The following is a 20,084-nucleotide window of genomic DNA, read 5'->3' on the forward strand; positions in this document are numbered from 1 at the left end:
GATCATGCAGACCAGGACACTGGAACAAACACTTGAACGGCTGCTGTCTGGCTCCAGGGGCATTCTTGCCGCCGATGAAAGCCAGCGCACCATCGAAAAGCGGTTTCGCGCCGTGCAGCTGGCGTCTACAGAGGAGACGCGCCGGGAGTACCGGGAAATGCTCTTCAGCACGCCAGGGCTGGGAGAGTACATCAGCGGCGTTATCCTGTTCGAGGAGACACTGCTGCAGAATGCCTCCTCTGGCAAGTCCATGCCGCAGTTGCTCGAAGAGCAGGGCATGTTGCCGGGCATCAAGGTGGACAAGGGCACATCGGACCTGCCCGGATTCCCTGGAGAAACCTTCACGCAGGGGCTCGATGGCCTGCGTGAGCGACTGATCAGCTATCACGAGGCCGGCGCCCGCTTTGCCAAATGGCGGGGCGTCCTGCGCATCGGCCCAGGCCAGCCCAGTGACACGGCCATTGTGGAAAATGCCCGCTCCCTGGCCCTCTATGCTGCGCTCTGTCAGGAACAGGGCATCGTACCGATCGTCGAACCCGAAGTGCTCATGGAAGGGGCGCATGATCTTCAAGCCTGTACGCAGGCAACCGAGCGCACCCTGCTGGGCGTCTTTCATGCACTGCACCAGCAGAGAGTTAGCCTCGAATGCATGCTGCTCAAGCCCAACATGGTCGTGCCCGGGCTGGAGAGCCGAGAGCAGGCATCCGCCGTCCAGGTTGCCGAGGCCACGCTCCGGGTACTGCGTCACAGCGTGCCAAGCGCCGTGCCGGGCATCTTCTTTCTGTCTGGGGGGCAGGGCGCCGAGGAAGCTACCGAGCGGCTCAATGCCATCAATGAACTCGCCAGGCATGCACCCTGGGTGCTGAGTTCGTCATTCAGCCGGGCGCTGCAGTCGCCAGTCCTGACGCATTGGGCAGGCAGGCCCGAGAACCGGGAAGAGGCCCAGCAGATTCTGCTGGCGAGGGCACGGCTCAACAGCCTGGCGCGACTTGGGCAGTATGATCCGGCGCAGGAGCAAAATCTGCAAAATTCTGCTTGACAGTCCCGGGGAGCCCCTGTAAATTACGCCGCACTAGGGGGCCATAGCTCAGCTGGGAGAGCGCTTGAATGGCATTCAAGAGGTCGGCGGTTCGATCCCGCCTGGCTCCACCAAGTTAAACAGAGAGGCTAGACCATGTCTAGCCTCGTTTGTTTCAGGACCCTGGCATGATTGCAAAGATTCTGACCGGAATCGGCGTCCTGATGATTTTGGCAGGACTCGTCATCGGCTTCGCCTATGCCTGGCAAACCAATGGCTGGATACTCGTGCCGATTGGATTTCTGGTGCTGCTGGTTGCGGCAGTCGCATGGATGCAGGAACCCTGATCCGATATTGCCAGTTGGCCATGTTTTGAATACACTAGGCAACGTTTTCTGCGTCCCCATCGTCTAGAGGCCTAGGACACCCGCCTTTCACGCAGGTAACTGGGGTTCGAATCCCCATGGGGACGCCATCTCATAGCAACCGCCTCCGGCTATCGCCGAGGCGGTTTTTTTGTGCCATAAAAAGTATATCAGGGCCTTTAAATCACCTGAATATGAATTTCATATAATGATATCTTATGGGATGAGATTCTCTCGCCACGTTTCAGCAAGACTTTGCCCCCAGCTTGTCGATTGACTGCTCTGGCAAAGGTGCCGCTGGATCCGAAATTCATTATCCGACTTAAGGGGAAGTTTTTTATCTGGCCAGTTTCCCGTTTCAAGTTGCCGGGCTGTGGTCGGGTGCATTCCTCTGGAACCCGCATGAATGCTATGGCCGTGCCTTTGGGTGGCGGTTTTCAAAGCGCTCGAATCGGACGACTTCCGGCCAGGATTGACTACGACTTTAGTCTGATTAAGGGCAAAGATGATGAACTTCCCTGGAAGGCTCCTGTCTTTTCCCTCGGTGGTACCGTGGTCGGAAGACCTAAATCTTCAGCCTGAAGTCTGAGTAAGGGAGCAACATGAATAAGATTTCACTTATGGTAGCAGGTGCCTTGTTAGCCGGTGGCATGTCCATGGATGCCTCAGCCTATACCCATGATTATCCCCGGGTCATGGGGATGGTCATTGGAAACAAAGCCTATGATAATGCTGCTCTGCAGCAACAGATCAGCCGTGCGGATGTTGCGATTTTGGGTTTCTATCCAGGCTGGAAGTCTGGATACTCTTACGGGGGCTACACGGGCATGCGTGCCGCCGTAAAAGCGCTCAAGGCAAAAAATCCCAACCTCCTGGTAGGGCAGTACACGATTCTCAATGAAATGCAAAACAACACCAGTGGCGCGGATGGTGACAAGGCGCGGAAACTAAACCAGGAGAACTGGTGGCTCCGTAATGCCAGCGGGGGAATGACCGCCTGGACCAGTGCCTATAATGCCTATGAAACCAACATGTCTTCCCATACCAGGACTGATGCACAAGGCAAGCGCTGGCCGCAATGGCTGGCTGAACGTGATTACAACAAGTTCTTCAAAGCAGTACCCGAAATGGATGTCTGGTATTTCGATAATGTCTTTGATCGTCCACGCGTCACTGCGGACTGGAATCTCGATAGACGTAATGATTCTGCCAGAAGCTCACTTGCCATCTCGGCTATCCGTAATGGCCACGTCGCCGAATGGAATCGCGCAAAGCAACTGCGTCCAAACGCCATGCTTGTGAGTAACGCCGATAGCGATCTTTCCATGCCTGAATATAAGGGAAAGATGCAAGGCAACTTCCTCGAAGGCCAGATGGGAAAATCCTGGTCAATCATCAACTGGGCTGGCTGGGACAAGATGATGGCGCGCTACAATGGCGCCATGGCGAATACCACGGGTCCCAAGCTGGTTGGTTTTAATGTCTGGGGAAGCCCATATAATTTCAAATTATTCCGTTTTGGTCTGACTTCCACGCTGATGAACAACGGCTACTACTCCTACACTGACCAGAACAAGGGCTATGGTTCTTTGCCCTGGTTTGACGAGTATGATGTCAGTCTCGGGCAGCCTACCCAGGGGGTGCAAACATCACCCTGGTCCAAGGGGGTGTACCGCAGGCTGTTCCAGAAGGGCATGGTGCTGGTGAATCCGACCGGCAGCAATGTAACCGTGAACGTTGGCTACAGCTACAAGCGCATAGCCGGCAGGCAGGATCGTAGCGTCAACAACGGTCAGGCAGTCAATGGCAATATCACGATTCCTGCCAAGGACGGCATCATTCTCGTCAAGCGCTGATCCACGCAGGTTAAAACATTCGGACCCGGGTCTATCGACCCGGGTTTTTTATTGCGCGTTGTGGGCGGTTGGCCGGGCAAGCTCATATTCTTCGAAACTGACAAGATGGGTTTCGGCAAGGTCGAACTTGACAGAAGTGTCTGCCAGACTTCGATTGCACGCCGTGGTTCTAAGCTCGGCCAGATCGGTTTCAAGCTGGTTTATCCGGTCGATCAGGCAGGAAATGGCCTTGCCGACCGGATCCGGCATGAGATGGTGATCAAGATCAATGCCCTGAGGAGTGATCCTGCGCTGATCCATAGGTAACACCACCTTGCCCGGAATGCCGACCACAGTCATTCCGGCAGGCACATCGGCAAAAACGACGGAGTTTGCGCCTACCCGGACATTGCGACCTATCCTGATTGCGCCAAGAATCTTTGCTCCGGCCCCGATGATCACGCCATCTTCCAGGGTTGGGTGGCGCTTGCCCGGATTCCAGGTCGTCCCCCCCAGGGTCACGCCGTGATAGAGAGTGACATCATTGCCGATTTCAGCAGTTTCTCCAATCACGACACCTGCGCCATGATCTATGAAAAAGCGTCTGCCGATCTGGGCGCCCGGATGAATTTCTATTTGCGTGAACAGGCGTGCCGCATAGCTCAGCAGGCGGGCGGGATAGCGCCAGTTTCGCTGCCAGAGCCGGTGTGCCAGCCGATAGAGCAACAAGGCGTGGACGCCTGGATAGGTGGTGATCACTTCCCAGCTATTGCGGGCAGCAGGATCGCGTTCGAATACACATGCAATGTCCTCCCTGAAGTGCTGCCACAATGAAATCTTCCCCCTTCCAACAGCCGCCACTGTACTGGTCTTGTCCATACATCCTCGGATGGTCGGCACGAAAAAAAGAGTTAAAAATGCTGAACAGGCCGTCCGGCTTCAGGATCTGGAATCTGGCCAGAAGCTGGACAGTTTCCAAGGGCAAGCCAGAGTCAGCTTTTATATTGCGGAACGGTTTTGCTTTTAGGGGGATTTTGCTGGCAATTTCTCGGTTTTGGCGAGTGACCTCAGACCTAGGACTTTAGACTGTCGGGCCTTCACCCGATTTTTCCGTTTTCCCACTGGATTACCTTGGTTGCACGAAAAGTTCCCGCATCGGGAAGATGATCTGATCTGTGTTGCCTGAGCGGTGATACAGGTTGGCGGACACCAAGGGAACCCGCTGTCTGGATGTGTCTGGCTGGGTATGGGACTGGGCCGCCATGTTTCGCAATGTCTCGGCAGATCACTTGAATTGTGCAGTAGGAGCGTCCTGACGCCGGTTCCCTGCTGGCGTCTGTCGCGTCCATGTCCTGGAAATAAAAGAAATCCCGCCAGAGGCGGGAATAAGCTTCTGGCAAATCAACCGGAGTTGCACATGCCGATCGAAGACGTTCTGTATCCTTTCCTGGGGGCCTATCAGGCTTCGCCCCAATGGTTCAAATCTTCTGTTGGCCGGCTCTACTCATGGGTTCCGAAAGGCGTGCGCTACGGCGCGCAATATCATCGCTTCAGCTCGGAGCTTGCGCGCAGGGATGCCGGTCACATTCAGTTGCTGACCCGGCGGAAGCTAGAAGGCAGTCTACGCTGGGCCATCAATACCGTGCCTGCCTACCAGCAGTATCGAAAGTTGTTGGGCAAGGACATGTCCCCGGAAGACATGCTTCGTGAACTTCCCCTGCTGAGCAAGGAAGAGATCAAGGCGGACCTCGAATCGTTTGCCTCCAGGCAGTGTCAGCCCGCTCATCGACTGGTCACCTTCACCGGTGGCTCTACTTCCACACCGATGAAATTCTATCTGGAAAAGAACGTGACCCGTCCCCGCGAATACGCCTTCATGGATGACTTCCATGCGCGGGTCGGGCTCGATCCGCAGGATATCATCCTGGCCCTGCGTGGGCGGAGCGTGCCGACCGCGGTGCGGGCCCAGGGACCTTTTTGGGCGTATGAGCCGATCAAGCGACATCTCATGTTCAGTCCTGATCATATGGACGAGGCTCGCATGCCTGGCTACATCGAGGCCATGCGGCGCTGGAAGCCGACCATCATTCAGGCCTATCCATCCCTGATTCAGCCGTTGGCAAACTGGTTGCGGGAACATCCTGCGCCAGACGTGACCAGTCGCATCCGCGGCATCCTGCTCTATTCCGAGAGTGCGCTGGATGTCCAGCTCGATTTCCTGCGTGAAGTCTTTGGCTGCCCTGTGTTACGCCATTATGGGCATTCCGAGCGGGTTCTCATGGCGGCCTCCATGCCCGACGATGATCGCTATTTCTTCTGGCCGCAGTACGGCAAGTTCGAACTGGTGGACAAGGTTGGCAAGCCGATCACCGAGCCGGGAGTCCTTGGCGAGGTGGTCGGTACGAGCTACGACAATCACGCCATGGCCTTCCTGCGCTACCGCACCGGCGACTTTGCCGTCCTCAGTGACAAGCCTCATCCCGACCTGCCCCTGTATCCGGCTTGCGAGCGGCTTGAGGGTCGCATGCAGGAGTTCATGGTGTGCAAGGACAAGCGGCTGGTTTCCGTAACATCCATGGGGGCGGCGCATTCCGCCTACTTCTCCATGGTCGATGCCGCCCAGTTCGAACAGTTCCGCCCAGGGCATCTGGTCCTCAATCTGCTTACCTCCAGGCCCCTGCCGGATGGTGCGGTGGATGGACTGCTGCAGGCGATGGACAAGAAGCTCAAGGGCATGTGCGACGTGGAGGTCCGGGTGGTCGATCATCTGGACCGGACCCCGCGTGGCAAATTGCAGATGCTGGTGCAGCACCTGGACATTCGTGCCTACATGTAAATTCGTCCCGACCCTCGCCAGACAGCGAGTAACTCACAAGAGTGAAACATGCGAGAAAAATATGTGGTCATGCTGGGGACCGCTTTTGAAACCATGGGCGGGGTTTCCGCAGTTGTGAATGTTTATCGTGAACATGGTCTCTTCGAGCGCTGGCCAGTGCTTTATCTGCCGACACATTGTGATGGCAGTCCCGTAAAGAAATTCACCATGGCGGTCAAGAGTCTGCTGCGTTACACCGGGCTGCTGTTATCCGGGCAGGTGCAGATGGTTCACGTGCACTCAGCGTCCTATGCCAGCTTCTGGCGCAAATCGATTTTCATGTCCCTGGCATTTCTGGCAGGCCGGCCAGTGATATTTCATCTGCATGGAGCAGAATTCGACAAGTTTTTTTCTGAAAGGTGCAATGACCTATCAAGAAGGATCGTCGTTTACATGCTGGACAATTCGGCATGTATTGCCGTGCTTTCGACACAATGGCTGCGATGGATGTCGAGCGTGACCACAAACCCGAACATCGTTCGTATTTTCAATCCGGTCACCCAAACCAGCACTCTGGCTGAAAGCCAGATCAGCCGCAAGCCTTGGTCTTTGCTTTTTCTTGGGCGCCTTGGCCAGCGCAAAGGCATTTTCGATCTGCTGGAAGTCGTATCGAGACTCAAGGCCGATTTTCCTGATCTCGAACTCCTGTGTGGCGGCGATGGCGATGCGGAAGCCGTGATGCGCCGCGCCAAAGTGCTGGGCATTCAGGAGCGGATTCGCCTGCTTGGCTGGGTGAGAGGGCAGGAAAAACAAGCCCTGCTGGCCAGCGCCGGTGTTTTCGTGCTGCCCTCTTATCATGAGGGCCTGCCCATGAGCGTGCTCGAAGCCATGGCTGCGGGCCTGCCCGTGGTTTCCACGCGGGTTGGCGGCATCCCGGATGCCGTGACGTCCGGCAAGGAGGGTGTTCTGGTCGAGCCGGGTGATGTGGACGCACTAGAGGCCGCGCTCCGGCGCCTGCTGTCCAGTCCTGAGTTGGCCCGGGAAATGGGAGAGGCAGGGCTGCGCAAGGTCGCTGCGGAATTCGAGGCCGACAAGGTGATTCCCCAGATCGAGGCTTTGTATCGCAAGTTTGGCGTGCAGCCACTGCTGGCCGGTGCATGAAATGAGAGGGGACGTGTTCCGGGCATTCCATACCCGAGCCGTATAGGGAGGAGATATTGATGAGCAACAACGCAAAGCTGGTGGAGAAGATCTACTGGCGCTGGAACCGACTCAGCTGCATGTCCCCGGCGGAGGTGGGCTACCGGGCCCGCAACCTGATGGTGGCCACAGTCGAGCAGGCCGGCCTGATGACCGCACGCTCCGTCCCAAGACCCAATCTGTCCCAGACCGAGGATCTCTGGGCAGCCCCGGCAAGTGGGGTGGATGCCCAGGCCTGCTACAAGGCAGCGGAAGCAATCATGGAAGGGCGCCTGGATGTCTTTGCGCTGAAAGCCGCCGAACTCGGCCATCCGCCGCGCTGGAACCGTGATCCCCTGAGCGGCAAGGAGGCGCCGCTGAGCTTTGGCAAGACCCTGAATTACCGTGACCCCGCCCTGGTCGGGGACATCAAGTATCTCTGGGAGCCGAACCGGCATCTGCATCTGGTCACACTGGCCCAGGCTTACCACTTGAGCCAGGACACTCGATACCTCGCTGCCCTTGTCACTCAGCTTGATGCCTGGTTTGAGCAGTGTCCTTACCTGATGGGCCCGAACTGGACCAGTTCGCTGGAGCTTGGCATTCGCCTGATCAACTGGAGCTTCGTCTGGAGCCTGATTGGAGGACTCAGGTCGCCCGCCTTCTCAGGCAGGGAAGGGCGCGCCTTCCTGCGTCGCTGGCTGACCGCCATCTATCAGCACGCACACTTCATTCGCGGGCATTTTTCGCGGTTTTCCTCGGCGAACAATCATTTGATCGGCGAGGCCGCCGGACTATTCGTCGCCACGGCTGCCTGGCCCTACTGGGACAGTTTTGCACGCTGGCAACAGGTTGCCCAGGACATCCTGCAGCAGGAGGCGCTCACCCAGAATGCACCGGATGGGGTAAATCGCGAGCAGGCGATTTCCTACCAGCAGTTCGTGCTGGATTTCCTGCTGATCAGTGCCCTGGCCGGGCGCCAGCGCGGCGTGGAGTTTTCGGCTGCGTACTGGCAGCGCATGGAGGCCATGCTCGAGTATCTTGCATCGATCATGGATAGCGGTGGGCACGTGCCCATGATCGGCGATGCGGATGATGGGTATGCGGTACGCCTTTCCCAGGATGAGAAGTTTTGCCCTTACCGATCCCTGCTGGCCACCGGTGCCGTGCTTTTCAAACGTGGAGACTTCAAGTTCAAGGCGAAAAAACTGGACGACAAGACCCGCTGGCTGCTCGGGCCGCAAGCCGAAACAGATTTTGCCAGGGTCTCGACGGAGGGCATCAGCCTGCCGGTGCGCCAGAGCTTCCCCGACGGTGGTTACTATGTCCTAGGCTGCGACTTTGAAAGCGATCAGGAGGTTCGCGCCGTAATCGACGCAGGCCCCCTTGGGTATCAGGCGATTGCCGCGCATGGTCATGCCGATGCCTTGAGTTTCACGCTATCGCTCGCCGGCCGGGAAATCCTCATCGACCCCGGCACTTATGCCTACCACACGCAAAAGGAATGGCGCAACTACTTTCGCGGCACTTCCGCGCACAACACGGTGCGTATCGACTGGGAGGATCAGTCGGTCATTGGCGGCAACTTCATGTGGCTGCGCAAGGCACAGACCCAGTGCAAGACCTGGCGACCCGGCGAGGATGTCGATTACTTCCTCGGCCAGCATGACGGCTATGCCCGTCTTCCCGATCCCGTGATCCATGAGCGACATATCCGTTTCTATAAAGCCAAACACAAACTGGTCATCACCGATACCTTGCGCTGCAAGGAAGGGCATCTGGCCGAGCTCTTCTGGCACTTCTCCGAAGACTGCGTGGTGTCCCTGGATCAGGGCCTTGTCACGGTGCGCAACGGGCCAGCAGGGGTGCAATTGCGCAGCCAGGCCAGCCAGATCGAGGCGCGGCTGGAATCCGGCTGCGAGGAGCCGCCACTGGGCTGGGTCTCCCGGCGATTCGATGTCAAGCAGCCATCCACCACCGTGGTGTACAGCGTGCCGGTTTCCGGTGAGACCCAGATTGTCACGGAAATCGACTGCAATTTCTTCCGTAGCCGGGATAAATCGAACAATGAATGAATTTCGCCATAGGCCATTGATCGGCCGGACTTTCGTGCAATGGCGGAACTTTCTTGAATAGCGATAATCATCGCGTGGCAGTCAAACGAAAGAGGGGCATCATGAAAATCAGCATCTTTGGATTGGGTTATGTCGGCGCGGTCTCCGCGGGTTGTCTGACCAATGACGGACACGAAGTGATTGGCGTGGATCCCAATCAGACCAAGGTCAACCTCATCAACAATGGCCAGACTCCAATCATTGAAAAGGATATCGGGGAAATCATTGAAAAGTCCGTAAACAATGGCGGTCTGCGCGCCACCACCAGCGTGGAGGAGGCGGTGCGGGCCACCGAGATGTCTCTGATCTGCGTGGGTACGCCCAGTCAGGCCAACGGCAGCCTGGATCTCAGCTATGTGCGCCGCGTCTGCGAGCAGATCGGTACCGTCCTGCGCGACAAGACCGAATTCCATCTCGTGGTCATCCGCAGCACCATTCTGCCGGGTACCATGCTGAACGTGGTGATCCCCACCCTGGAAGAATACTCCGGCAAGACCGCCGGCCTCGATTTCGGCGTCTGCAACAACCCCGAGTTCCTGCGCGAAGGCACGGCGGTCTATGACTTCTACAATCCGCCCAAGACCGTCATCGGCGAAATCGATGCCCAGAGCGGCGACATGCTGGCGCGGATCTACGAAAAGCTCGATGCGCCCCTGATCCGCACCGACGTCGCCACCGCCGAAATGGTGAAATACACCGATAATGTCTGGCACGCCCTGAAGGTCGGCTTTGCCAACGAAATCGGCACCATCTGCAAGTCCCTCGGCATCGATGGCCACAAGACCATGGACATCTTCTGCCAGGACACCAAGCTCAATCTCTCGCCCTATTACCTCAAACCGGGCTTCGCCTTCGGCGGTTCCTGCCTGCCCAAGGACGTGCGCGCGCTGACCTACAAGGGCCGTACCCTGGATCTGGAACTGCCGATCCTGAATTCCATCCTGCCCTGCAACGATCATCACATCGATCGCGGTCTGAAGATGATCATGGCCACGGGCCACAAGCGGGTCGGCATCCTCGGGCTCAGCTTCAAGGCCGGCACCGACGATCTGCGCGAAAGCCCCATCGTCGAAGTGACCGAGCGCCTGCTCGGCAAGGGCTATGATCTGCGCATCTATGACCGCAACGTGCAGCTAGCCACGCTGACCGGCGCCAACCGCGACTACATCCTCAACCACATTCCCCACATCTCCAGCCTGATGGTCGATCACATGGAACAGGTGCTCGATCACGGCGATACCGTGGTGGTAGGCAATGGCGCCAAGGAGTTCCGGGAAGTGCCGGATCGCATGCGCGATGGCCAGGTGATGGTCGATCTGGTGCGTATCTCGGATGCCCGCTCGCAGGGAGGCCGTTATGAGGGGATTTGCTGGTAAGCGCAGGCGTGTCCTGATCATCGTCGAGAACCTGCCATCTCCCTTTGATCGTCGGGTATGGCAGGAGGCCAACACCCTGCGAGACGCCGGATATCAGGTGTCCATCATCTGCCCTACCGGCAAGGGCTATGAAAAGCGCTACGAGGTCATCGATGACATCCATATCTACCGGCACCCGTTACCGGTAGAGGCGGATGGCGCCCTGGGCTATGCCTTCGAATATGGTGCGGCCCTGTTCTGGGAATTCACCCTGGCCTGGCGGGTGCTGCTGACGCGTGGCTTCGACATCATTCACGCCTGCAATCCGCCGGACCTGATTTTTCTGGTCGGTGGATTTTTCAAGCTCTTTGGCAAGAAATTCGTTTTCGACCATCATGATATCAATCCAGAGCTTTACGAGGCGAAGTTCGGCCGGCGTGACTTTTTCTACAAATTGATGGTGTTTTTCGAGCGATTGACCTTTCGCACCGCGGATGTCTCCATTGCCACCAACGAGTCCTACCGACGCATCGCCATCGAGCGTGGCGGCATGGATCCCGACAAGGTCTTTGTCGTGCGCAGTGGCCCCAAGCTCGACCGCCTGCGCATCCTGCCACCAGTGCCGGCCCTGAAGAAGGGGCGCAAATATCTGGTCGGATATGTTGGTGTCATGGGCAAGCAGGAAGGCATCGACTACCTGCTGCGCGCCGCCCGTTACATCATCCAGGACAAGAGCCGCCAGGATGTGCATTTTGGCATCGTCGGCGGTGGCACCGAGCTGGATAACCTCAAGGCTTACGCCGAGGAGCTTGGCATTGCCGACTACGTCACCTTCACTGGTCGCGTGCCGGACCAGGAACTGCTGGAAATGCTCAATACCGCGGATGTTTGTGTGAATCCTGATGTCGCCAATGACATGAATGACAAATCCACCATGAACAAGATCATGGAGTACATGGCGCTTGGCAAGCCAATCGTACAATTTGATCTCACCGAAGGCCGATTCTCTGCCCAGGAAGCATCACTTTATGCGGCCAGAAATGATGAGATCGACATGGCGGCCAAAATCATGCAATTGCTGGACAACCAAGACCTTCGCCAGAAAATGGGCGAAATAGGCCGGGCCAGAGTGGTCAATGAGCTGGAATGGAAATACCAGGTGCCCGTTCTGCTCGCAGCCTATGAGGCCCTGGACCTTCGCCGCCCCATTCCCGCCAGCCAGGCCAGCGGAAAGTAGAACAGCTTCGTAAGCCACTATTCATAGCTAGCCGGAGCGCTTTTGTCCGACTCTGGGAGAGGATTTACAGTCAGGGACAAGGATTGTCCCAAATTGTCCCGAGCGGCGATTGGCGGACATAAAAAAGGACCAAGCTTGCGCTAGGTCCTTGTTTCATTGGTACCGAGGGTCGGAATCGAACCGACACGGTGTCACCACCACCGGATTTTGAGTCCGGCGCGTCTACCAGTTCCGCCACCCCGGCTTAAGTGGCGGAATTCTAGTATGCCGGCCAGCTTTGCGCAAGTACCGTTAATACTCGTTTGGTTTTTGCGGGACATCATGTTAAAAAAACCGCATGGATAATTTTTTGCTTGTGCTGGCAGCTTTCGCCCTGGTTGTTCTGAATGGCTTTTTCGTGGCTGCCGAATTTGCCATGGTCAAGATCCGCGCCACGCGGGTGCAGGCCCTGGCCCGCGATACCGGGCTACGCGGCCGGATTCTCGGACAGGTCAACCGGAATCTCGATGCCTATCTCTCGGCCTGCCAGCTAGGCATCACCCTCGCCTCACTGGGGCTGGGCTGGATTGGCGAACCGGCCTTCGCCAGGCTGCTTGAACCAGTATTGGCGCGTGCCGGTGTTGATTCACCGGACGTGGTCCATGGCATTTCCTTCGTTACCGCATTCATCATCATTTCCTATCTGCACATCGTGCTGGGTGAGCTTGCGCCCAAGTCCATGGCCATCCGCCAGCCTGAACCGGTTTCCCTGTGGACTGCCGTACCTCTGTATGCCTTCTACTGGCTGATGTATCCTGCCATCTGGGGCTTGAATCTCAGTGCCAACCTGGTACTCAGGGCCTTTGGCCTGCAGGTGGCGCACGAAGGGGAGGAGGCGCATACCCCCGAAGAACTCAAGATGATCGTCATGTCCAGCCATGCCCAGGGTGAGCTGAGTCGGGAGGAGGGTGAAATTCTGTCCCGCACCCTGGATTTCGGCGAACTGACCGCAGGCGAGCTGATGCGACCGGCTGCCGAGATGCGCTGCCTTTACCTGGATCGGCCCGCCGCGGAGAACATCGCCATGATGGACCGGCATCGTTATACCCGTTATCCTGCCTGCGAGGGTGATCGGGGAAATGTGGTCGGGCTCGTTCACGTCAAGGATCTCTTCGCGGCGCGGCGCAGCGGTGACAGCCTCGACAACCTGGAACGCTTCATCCGGCCCATCGTCACCGTGCATCGGGACCTGCCGGCCTTTGCTCTGTTCCAGCGGTTTCGCGGGGGAGAGGCGCATTTTGCCATCGTCACTGACGAGCGGGGCACGATAACCGGGTTCATCACCATGGACCATATCCTGGAGGCGCTGGTAGGCCAGATCCAGGACGAATTCCAGCATGGGCCGACCAAGCGCTGGCAGCACCTGCCCGATGGCAGCCTGCTTGGGCCGGCCAGCCTGCCGATCTATACCCTGGAGCGCGAGCTCGGCACGGATATCCTGGTGGAGGAGGTCGATACCGTCGGCGGGCTGGTGATGTGGCGGCTTGAACGCCTGCCCAATCCGGGCGAGCGGGTGAGCTTTGATGATTTCGATATTGTGGTGCGCGAGATGCAAGGTCCGCGTATACTGCGAGTACAGATATATCCGACCTCGGACCGTGAAAAAACAGATCTTTGACTATTTCCTGCCTGAAGCCCTGATCGCCCAGACCCCCCTGCCAGAACGCAGTGCCTCCCGTCTCCTGTCCCTGGATGGCAGGACCGGGCAGGTGGCGGACAGGTCGTTCCGCGATCTCGCTGTCTTGCTGCAACCGGGCGACCTGTTGGTATTCAACGATACCCGGGTCATCCCGGCCCGTTTGCATGGACGCAAGCAAAGTGGCGGCGCGGTCGAGCTGATGCTGGAGAGGCTGGCTTCACCCCGCCAGGCCTGGGCTCAGGCACGTGCCTCAAAGCCGCTGCGCCCGGACATGGAGATTCTGCTGGCAGAGCAGGTTGCCGTGCGGGTGCTGGGCCGCGAGGGCGACCTCTTCCTGCTCGAAAGTCCGGCCGATCTGCCCTGGCCCGCCTTGCTGGAACAGTTCGGCGAAATGCCGTTGCCACCCTACATCGCCCGCCAGGCAGACACTCAAGACAGCGAACGCTATCAGACCGTGTTTGCCAGGCGCCCCGGCGCCGTGGCAGCCCCGACCGCGGGGCTGCACTTCGATCAGGCGCTGCTCGATACCCTCAGCGCTCGGGGCATCGAACAGGCCAGCGTGACCCTCCATGTCGGCGCCGGTACCTTCCAGCCGGTGCGCTGCGAGGACATCCGCGAGCACCACATGCATAGCGAGTATCTTGAAGTGCCGGAAAGCACGGTCGCCGCGATTGCCGCCGCCCGCGCGCGCGGTGGCCGGGTCGTGGCGGTGGGGACCACCAGTCTGCGCGCCCTGGAAGCGGCAGCTGAGAGCGGTACGCTGCAGCCCTTTGCCGGGGAAACGCGGCTATTCATCTATCCCGGCTACCGTTTCCGTGTGGTCGATGCCCTGATCACCAATTTTCATCTGCCTCAGTCGACACTGCTGATGCTGGTCTGCGCCTTTGCCGGTATCGACAAGACCCTGGGCGCCTATGCGCATGCCGTGGCGCAGGGCTACCGTTTTTTCAGTTATGGAGATGCCATGTTCGTCACGCCAGAGAGTCCGGAGACCGGCAATGGCTGAGGCGCCCCTGCGATTTGAGCTGCATGGCAGCGACGGCGCGGCCCGCACCGGCGTCATACACATGCGCCGTGGCGAGATCCGCACGCCCGCCTTCATGCCGGTGGGGACCTATGGGACGGTCAAGGCCATGACTCCCGAGGAGTTGCGTGAGGTCGGCGCCGACATCATTCTCGGCAACACCTTCCACCTGATGCTGCGCCCGGGGCTGGATGTGGTGGAGGCGCTTGGCGGTTTACACCGCATGATGCACTGGGACGGCCCGATTCTCACCGATTCGGGGGGATTCCAGGTCTTCAGTCTCGGTGCCCTGCGCAAGATCACCGAGGCCGGGGTCAAGTTCCGTTCACCCGTGGATGGCCAGGCCGTCTTTCTCGGGCCCGAGGAATCCATGGACGTGCAGAAACGCCTTGGCTCGGATATCGTCATGATCTTTGACGAGTGCACGCCCTATCCCGCGGATTTCGAGACCGTGCGCAAAAGCATGGAGCTCAGCCTGCGCTGGGCTGCGCGCTCACGCGATGCCTATGACGGGGAGGGGGCACTGTTTGGCATCGTGCAGGGCGGCATGTATCCCGCTTTGCGTGAGCGCTCGCTTGGGGGCCTGCTCGAGATCGGCTTTGATGGCTATGCCCTTGGCGGCCTGTCCGTCGGGGAATCCAAGGAAGAGATGCTCGCAGTGCTCGATGCCATCATGCCGGGCATGCCAGCTGACAAGCCGCGCTATCTGATGGGAGTTGGCACACCGGAGGATATTGTCGAAGCGGTGCGGCGTGGAGTGGACATGTTCGACTGCGTGATGCCGACCCGCAACGCCCGCAATGGCTGGTTGTTTACCCGGCAAGGGACGGTTAAGCTACGCAATGCCCGTTACGAGCGCGACCCCGGTCCCCCCGATCCTGAATGTGGCTGCTATACTTGCCGGCATTACAGTCGGGCCTACCTGCGACATCTGCAGCGTAATCGAGAAATTCTGGGCGCGCGACTGAACACGATCCATAATCTGCACTACTATCAGGATCTCATGCACGATCTGCGTGATGCCGTTGCCGCGGGCCGGTTGGACAGCTTCGTGCAGGATTTCTATGCGCGGCGCGGACAGCATGTAGTGGGTCGTTCGCTGCATTGTGGCGCTGAGAGCTGAGCATCTGATTCTATGAAAAGGAACCCCCATGAGTTTTGACCTGATCTCCACTGCCTTTGCCCAGTCACCCGCAGCACCCACGGAGACCAACCTGCTGATGCAGCTGGCGCCCATGCTGGTGATCTTCGTGATCTTCTATTTCCTGCTGATCAGGCCCCAGGTCAAGCGCGCCAAGGAGCTCAAGCAACTGATCGAGTCCCTGGCCAAGGGTGACGAGGTCGTTACCAATGGCGGCGTGGCCGGCCGGGTCACCAGCGTCAATGACGATTTCGTCGGGCTGGAAGTGGCGGATGGCGTGATCATCAAGGTGCAGAAACAGGCCGTGAGCATGGTGCTACCCAAGGGCAGCCTCAAAAAGGGCTGATCCGGCCATCCACCTGTCCACGCCCTCCTGCAAGGATTGCGCTGAATGAAACCATATCCGCTCTGGAAGTACCTGCTGATTCTGGCGGTGCTGATCCCATCCTTCCTGTACTTCCTGCCCAACCTGTTCGGTACCGTGCCGTCAGTGGAGATCCGGGCGCCGCAGGGCATGATTGCCCCGGCTAGTGCCGACATTTCCGCCATGCTGCGTCAGGCGCGAATTCCCTATGACTCGATACGTGCGCAGGGGAGCGGCTTGAAAGTGCTTTTCAATAATCCTGCCGACCAGTCCCGAGCCCAGGAGTTGCTGCGCGACAGGCTTCCCGATCAGACCGAGGTGGTGCTCGCCAATCAGCCGGCTGCCCCGGAGCTGTTGCAGCAGCTTGGCGGTAAGCCTGTCAACCTGGGCCTCGATCTGCGTGGCGGGGTCTATCTGCTCCTGCAGGTGCAGACCGAGGTCGCGGTCCAGCGTGCCGTTGACCGTTATGTCGATGAACTGCGTACCTACATGCAGGAGAAAGGCGTTCGCTATCTGCGGGTGGAACGACCGAATCCCGATACCCTGTTGGTGAAAATGAATGATCCGCAAGCCATGGCATCGGCCAAGTCGGTGCTCGCCGAGAGATATCCGGAACTTGCCCTGCAGCCCCTGAGCAATGCCGACGGCAGCTTCCTGCGGATCACCCCCACGGATGATGAAAAGGCGCGGCTGCGCAAGTTTGCAGTGGAACAGGGCATCATCACCATCCGTAACCGCATCGACCAGCTGGGCGTGAGCGAGCCCGTCATCCAGCGCCAGGGTGAGAGCCGCATTGCGGTACAGTTGCCAGGCGTGCAGGACACCACCCGCGCCAAGCAGATCATCGGCTCCACGGCGCAGCTCGAATTCAAGCTGGTCGACGAGGCGCACGACCTCGCTGGCGCATTGGCCGGCCAGGTGCCGAGCGGGGATGCCATTTATTATGACCGTCAGGGCCAGCCTTACCTGCTCAAGACACATACTGTGCTGACAGGCGAATTTCTGAACGATGCCGGCTCGAACATCGACCAGCAGACCGGACAGGCCATCGTCAACGTCAGCTTCGATGCCCGCGGTACCCGCATCTTCTCGCGCCTGACCACCGAGAACACCGGCAAGCGCATGGCCATTCTGCTCGACGAGAAGGTCATCACGGCGCCCGTGATCAACGAGCCGATCACCGGCGGCCGCGCGCAGATCAACGGTTTTGATGATACCCAGGAAGCTCATAGCGTCGCCATCATGCTCCGCGCTGGCGCCCTGCCGGCCCCGGTCAGCGTGATCGAGGAACGTACCGTGGGTCCGAGCCTGGGTCAGGACTCCATCGCCCAGGGAATCAACTCGCTTGTCATCGGCATGCTGGTGGTGCTGGTATTCATGACGGCCTACTACCGTCTGTTTGGTCTGGTGGCCAATCTGGCTCTGGCGCTCAATGTCGTGATGATCATCGCGGCCCTGTCACTATTCGGAGCGACCCTGACCCTGCCAGGCATGGCGGGTATCGTGCTGACGGTGGGCATGGCAGTGGATGCAAATGTGCTCATTTATGAGCGCATTCGTGAGGAACTCCGCAATGGCATGAGCCCGCGCGCCGCCGTGGACGCCGGCTTTGATCGGGCGCTGGCGACAATCGTTGACGCCAATATCACAACCCTTATTGCCGGTCTGGTACTCTTTCAGTTCGGAACGGGTCCGGTACGCGGTTTTGCGGTCGTGCTGAGCATCGGCATTCTTACTTCAATGTTTACCGCTGTGATGGTCAGCCGTGCAATCATTCACCTGGTCATGGGCCGCCGGCGTTTGCAGAAGTTATACATCTAAGGATTCGCCATGGAATTTTTCAAGCGCCGTACCGCAATCCGTTTCATGGAAAAGCGCAGGCACTTTGCGGTTTTTTCTCTGATCCTGATCATCGTCAGCCTTGTGTCCCTAGCCACCAGGGGCCTTAATCTCGGCATCGACTTTACCGGCGGCACCCTGGTGGAAGTGCGCTACGAGCGCACTGTACCGGTTGCAGATGTGCGTGCCGCCCTGACACAGCAGGGATTTGGTGATGCTGTGGTACAGACCTTTGGTGGTCCCCAGGATGTTTTGATCCGGTTGCCGGGGGGGCAGGCACGAGACAGTGCGACCCTGAGTACCCGGATTGCCGCGGCGCTAAAGCAGGGGGCCCAGGGTCAGGATGTGCAGGTCCGTCGTGTCGAGTTTGTGGGACCACAAGTCGGAAAGGAACTGGCTCAGCAAGGTATGTTGGCCTTGGTCCTGGTGATATTGGGTATTCTGATTTACGTCAGCTTTCGTTTCGAGTGGCGATTTGCCATTGGCTCCATCCTGGCGCTTCTCCATGATCCGATTCTCGTGCTGGGGTTCTTCAGTGTTACTGGCATGGAGTTCTCCATCAGCACGCTGGCGGCCTTGCTGGCGGTCATGGGCTACTCCATAAACGATACAGTGGTCGTTTTCGACCGGATTCGCGAATATTTGGTCCAGCAAAGGAATAAGTCAGTGGAAATGATCATGAATGAGAGCATCAACTCCACGCTTTCACGCACGATCATGACCAGCATGACCACCCTGCTGGTCGTTCTGGCTCTGCTCTTTTTTGGTGGGCCGGTGCTGGAGCCTTTTGCGGCAACCCTGGTGGTCGGCATTCTGGTGGGAACCTACTCTTCGATCTTTATCGCCAGCCCGGCAGCGCTCTGGCTGGGCCTCAAGCGTGAACATGTCGTGAAATCAAAGCTGATCCGTGGTACGGATCGTGAGGATGGGGCGCGCATCTGAAGCGCCCCCATTCAGGAATCCGAGGCCGGTATCCAGCGCCGGCCTTTGCGCGTCTGAGCCATGGCCGCCCATGCTCACCCTTCTCCCGTTCTGTCAGGCTGGATTTCCGCATCTTTTCCCACAGTGCCTTGCGGCTGATGCCAATCGCCGCGTGGTCCGGGTGCAGTTCCGCTCAGTTGATGCGCGGTTTGCGCGAAAAGCTCCTTGCCTGCACCTGTCGGGCCGGTGACTGGCACGCGGGCACCAGTGCAGCACATCTTCCGATCCGCTTCCCGTGCTACGTGCATTATTGTTGTTTCCCCGCGTATTATCATTGGTTGAAAACATGCCATTGAACCGGTGCGGGAGGAATTCCGGTTGCTGATCCGGTTGATTCGGACCCATTCGCAAAATCATGCCCGGCCGTATGGCGTTCCCTACAGGATGCTTGCTCCATGTTTGATGACATAAACATCGTACTGGTCGAAACCAGCCATCCCGGCAATATCGGATCAGTGGCCCGCGCCATGAAGAACATGGGGCTTCGCCGCTTGACCCTGGTCAGCCCCAGATATTTTCCGCATGCCGAGGCAACAGCCCTGGCTTCCGGCGCGGATGACCTGCTGGAGCATGCGCGCGTGGTGGATTCACTGGTGGAGGCGATCGCTGACTGCCGGTTCGTGATCGGCACCAGTGCGCGTGAGCGGCGTGCCGACTGGCCGGTGTTCGAGGTGCGGGAAGCGGCGCTCAAGGTCGTTGAGGAGAGCCAGCGGGGGGCCTGCGCCGTGGTATTCGGTCGTGAGCGCACAGGCCTGAGCAATGATGAGCTGGATCGCTGCCATGCCCTGATGCAGATCCCCACCGACACGGCCTATAGTTCGCTCAATCTGGCGCAGGCCGTGCAGGTGGTCGCCTATGAGCTCTGGATGGCTGGCAGGGTTCCGGTAAGCAGGCCCGAATCTGCTCAGGCCCGCGCCACTTTGGCCGAGACGGAATATTTTTACGGGCATCTGGAAAGACTGCTCATCGACAGCGGCTTTCTCAATGCCCAGGCCCCAAAGCCCCTGATGCGCCGGATCCGACGCATGTTCGACCGGGCCGAACTGCAATCGCATGAGGTCAATATCCTGCGTGGCATCCTGACAGCGCTGGAACATTCTCCTCCCACACAGGACAAAAGCCGCAACCAATCCTGAATT

General features: G+C 58.6%; 17 protein-coding genes and 3 tRNA genes. 17 read left to right on the forward strand and 3 right to left on the reverse strand.

Translation table 11 applies throughout. The features are described from left to right. The first annotated feature begins 4 nt into the window (after nt 1-4). The 5 genes from WOB96_RS12915 to WOB96_RS12935 all read left to right on the forward strand — a co-directional run bounded on the left by WOB96_RS12915 (nt 5) and on the right by WOB96_RS12935 (nt 3,239). Nucleotides 5-1,039, forward strand: coding sequence for a class I fructose-bisphosphate aldolase (locus WOB96_RS12915; protein ID WP_341371710.1), 1,035 nt, complete (start codon nt 5-7; stop codon nt 1,037-1,039). Between the two features lie 37 nt (nt 1,040-1,076). Next, a tRNA-Ala gene (locus tag WOB96_RS12920) sits at nt 1,077-1,152 on the forward strand. A 54-nt stretch (nt 1,153-1,206) separates the two neighbouring features. Next, nucleotides 1,207-1,365: a hypothetical protein gene (locus WOB96_RS12925; protein ID WP_341371711.1), complete on the forward strand. Its 159-nt coding sequence runs from the start codon at nt 1,207-1,209 to the stop codon at nt 1,363-1,365. Nucleotides 1,366-1,417: 52 nt separating this feature from the next. Further along, nucleotides 1,418-1,493, forward strand: a tRNA-Glu gene (locus tag WOB96_RS12930). A 492-nt stretch (nt 1,494-1,985) separates the two neighbouring features. Next, nucleotides 1,986-3,239 (forward strand): putative glycoside hydrolase, encoded by a 1,254-nt coding sequence (locus WOB96_RS12935; RefSeq protein ID WP_341371712.1) that lies wholly within the window; start codon nt 1,986-1,988, stop codon nt 3,237-3,239. A 48-nt stretch (nt 3,240-3,287) separates the two neighbouring features. On the opposite strand, the gene cysE is transcribed toward WOB96_RS12935, so the two are convergent. Continuing rightward, on the reverse strand, nt 3,288-4,097 hold the full coding sequence (gene cysE, locus WOB96_RS12940) for a serine O-acetyltransferase (RefSeq protein WP_341371713.1): 810 nt from the start codon (nt 4,095-4,097) through the stop codon (nt 3,288-3,290). A gap of 538 nt (nt 4,098-4,635) precedes the next feature. Between cysE and WOB96_RS12945 the strand changes: the two genes are divergently transcribed. The 5 genes from WOB96_RS12945 to WOB96_RS12965 all read left to right on the forward strand — a co-directional run bounded on the left by WOB96_RS12945 (nt 4,636) and on the right by WOB96_RS12965 (nt 11,918). Further along, nucleotides 4,636-6,054: an AMP-binding protein gene (locus WOB96_RS12945; RefSeq protein WP_341371714.1), complete on the forward strand. Its 1,419-nt coding sequence runs from the start codon at nt 4,636-4,638 to the stop codon at nt 6,052-6,054. 48 nt (nt 6,055-6,102) lie between these two features. Further along, nucleotides 6,103-7,194, forward strand: coding sequence for a glycosyltransferase family 4 protein (locus WOB96_RS12950; RefSeq protein ID WP_341371715.1), 1,092 nt, complete (start codon nt 6,103-6,105; stop codon nt 7,192-7,194). 59 nt (nt 7,195-7,253) lie between these two features. Further along, nucleotides 7,254-9,287: a heparinase II/III family protein gene (locus tag WOB96_RS12955; protein WP_341371716.1), complete on the forward strand. Its 2,034-nt coding sequence runs from the start codon at nt 7,254-7,256 to the stop codon at nt 9,285-9,287. Nucleotides 9,288-9,388: 101 nt separating this feature from the next. Continuing rightward, on the forward strand, nt 9,389-10,702 hold the full coding sequence (locus tag WOB96_RS12960) for a nucleotide sugar dehydrogenase (RefSeq protein ID WP_341371717.1): 1,314 nt from the start codon (nt 9,389-9,391) through the stop codon (nt 10,700-10,702). Then, nucleotides 10,683-11,918 (forward strand): glycosyltransferase family 4 protein, encoded by a 1,236-nt coding sequence (locus WOB96_RS12965; protein ID WP_341371718.1) that lies wholly within the window; start codon nt 10,683-10,685, stop codon nt 11,916-11,918. The genes WOB96_RS12960 and WOB96_RS12965 overlap by 20 nt, the downstream gene beginning before the upstream one ends. Before the next feature lie 157 nt (nt 11,919-12,075). Here the strand turns inward: WOB96_RS12965 and WOB96_RS12970 are convergent. Then, a tRNA-Leu gene (locus tag WOB96_RS12970) sits at nt 12,076-12,162 on the reverse strand. 93 nt (nt 12,163-12,255) lie between these two features. On the opposite strand from WOB96_RS12970, the gene WOB96_RS12975 reads away from it, so the two are divergent. Genes WOB96_RS12975 through secF form a run of 6 tightly spaced genes read left to right on the forward strand, consistent with a single transcriptional unit; the run spans nt 12,256 to nt 18,906 of the window. Continuing rightward, nucleotides 12,256-13,575 carry a hemolysin family protein gene (locus WOB96_RS12975; RefSeq protein ID WP_341371719.1) on the forward strand — a complete coding sequence of 440 codons (1,320 nt, stop codon included), beginning with the start codon at nt 12,256-12,258 and terminating at the stop codon, nt 13,573-13,575. Then, complete coding sequence (gene queA, locus WOB96_RS12980; RefSeq protein ID WP_341371720.1) at nt 13,556-14,602, forward strand: tRNA preQ1(34) S-adenosylmethionine ribosyltransferase-isomerase QueA; 1,047 nt, start codon at nt 13,556-13,558, stop codon at nt 14,600-14,602. Before WOB96_RS12975 ends, queA begins: the two co-directional genes overlap by 20 nt. Continuing rightward, nucleotides 14,595-15,743 (forward strand): tRNA guanosine(34) transglycosylase Tgt, encoded by a 1,149-nt coding sequence (gene tgt / locus WOB96_RS12985; protein WP_341371721.1) that lies wholly within the window; start codon nt 14,595-14,597, stop codon nt 15,741-15,743. Before queA ends, tgt begins: the two co-directional genes overlap by 8 nt. 28 nt (nt 15,744-15,771) lie before the next feature. Then, a complete protein-coding gene (gene yajC, locus WOB96_RS12990; RefSeq protein WP_341371722.1) occupies nt 15,772-16,107 on the forward strand; it encodes a preprotein translocase subunit YajC in 336 nt (111 codons plus the stop codon). Between the two features lie 45 nt (nt 16,108-16,152). Further along, nucleotides 16,153-17,946: a protein translocase subunit SecD gene (gene secD, locus WOB96_RS12995; RefSeq protein ID WP_341371723.1), complete on the forward strand. Its 1,794-nt coding sequence runs from the start codon at nt 16,153-16,155 to the stop codon at nt 17,944-17,946. A gap of 9 nt (nt 17,947-17,955) precedes the next feature. Beyond that, nucleotides 17,956-18,906, forward strand: coding sequence for a protein translocase subunit SecF (gene secF, locus WOB96_RS13000; protein ID WP_341371724.1), 951 nt, complete (start codon nt 17,956-17,958; stop codon nt 18,904-18,906). Between the two features lie 74 nt (nt 18,907-18,980). Here secF and WOB96_RS14515 read toward each other — a convergent pair whose 3' ends face one another. Beyond that, nucleotides 18,981-19,238, reverse strand: coding sequence for a sigma 54-interacting transcriptional regulator (locus tag WOB96_RS14515; protein WP_423229750.1), 258 nt, complete (start codon nt 19,236-19,238; stop codon nt 18,981-18,983). Nucleotides 19,239-19,340: 102 nt separating this feature from the next. Between WOB96_RS14515 and WOB96_RS13005 the strand changes: the two genes are divergently transcribed. Beyond that, nucleotides 19,341-20,081, forward strand: coding sequence for an RNA methyltransferase (locus tag WOB96_RS13005; protein ID WP_341371725.1), 741 nt, complete (start codon nt 19,341-19,343; stop codon nt 20,079-20,081). The last annotated feature ends 3 nt before the right edge of the window (nt 20,082-20,084 follow it).

Source organism: Thermithiobacillus plumbiphilus (assembly GCF_038070005.1).
Classification (GTDB): domain Bacteria; phylum Pseudomonadota; class Gammaproteobacteria; order Acidithiobacillales; family Thermithiobacillaceae; genus JBBPCO01.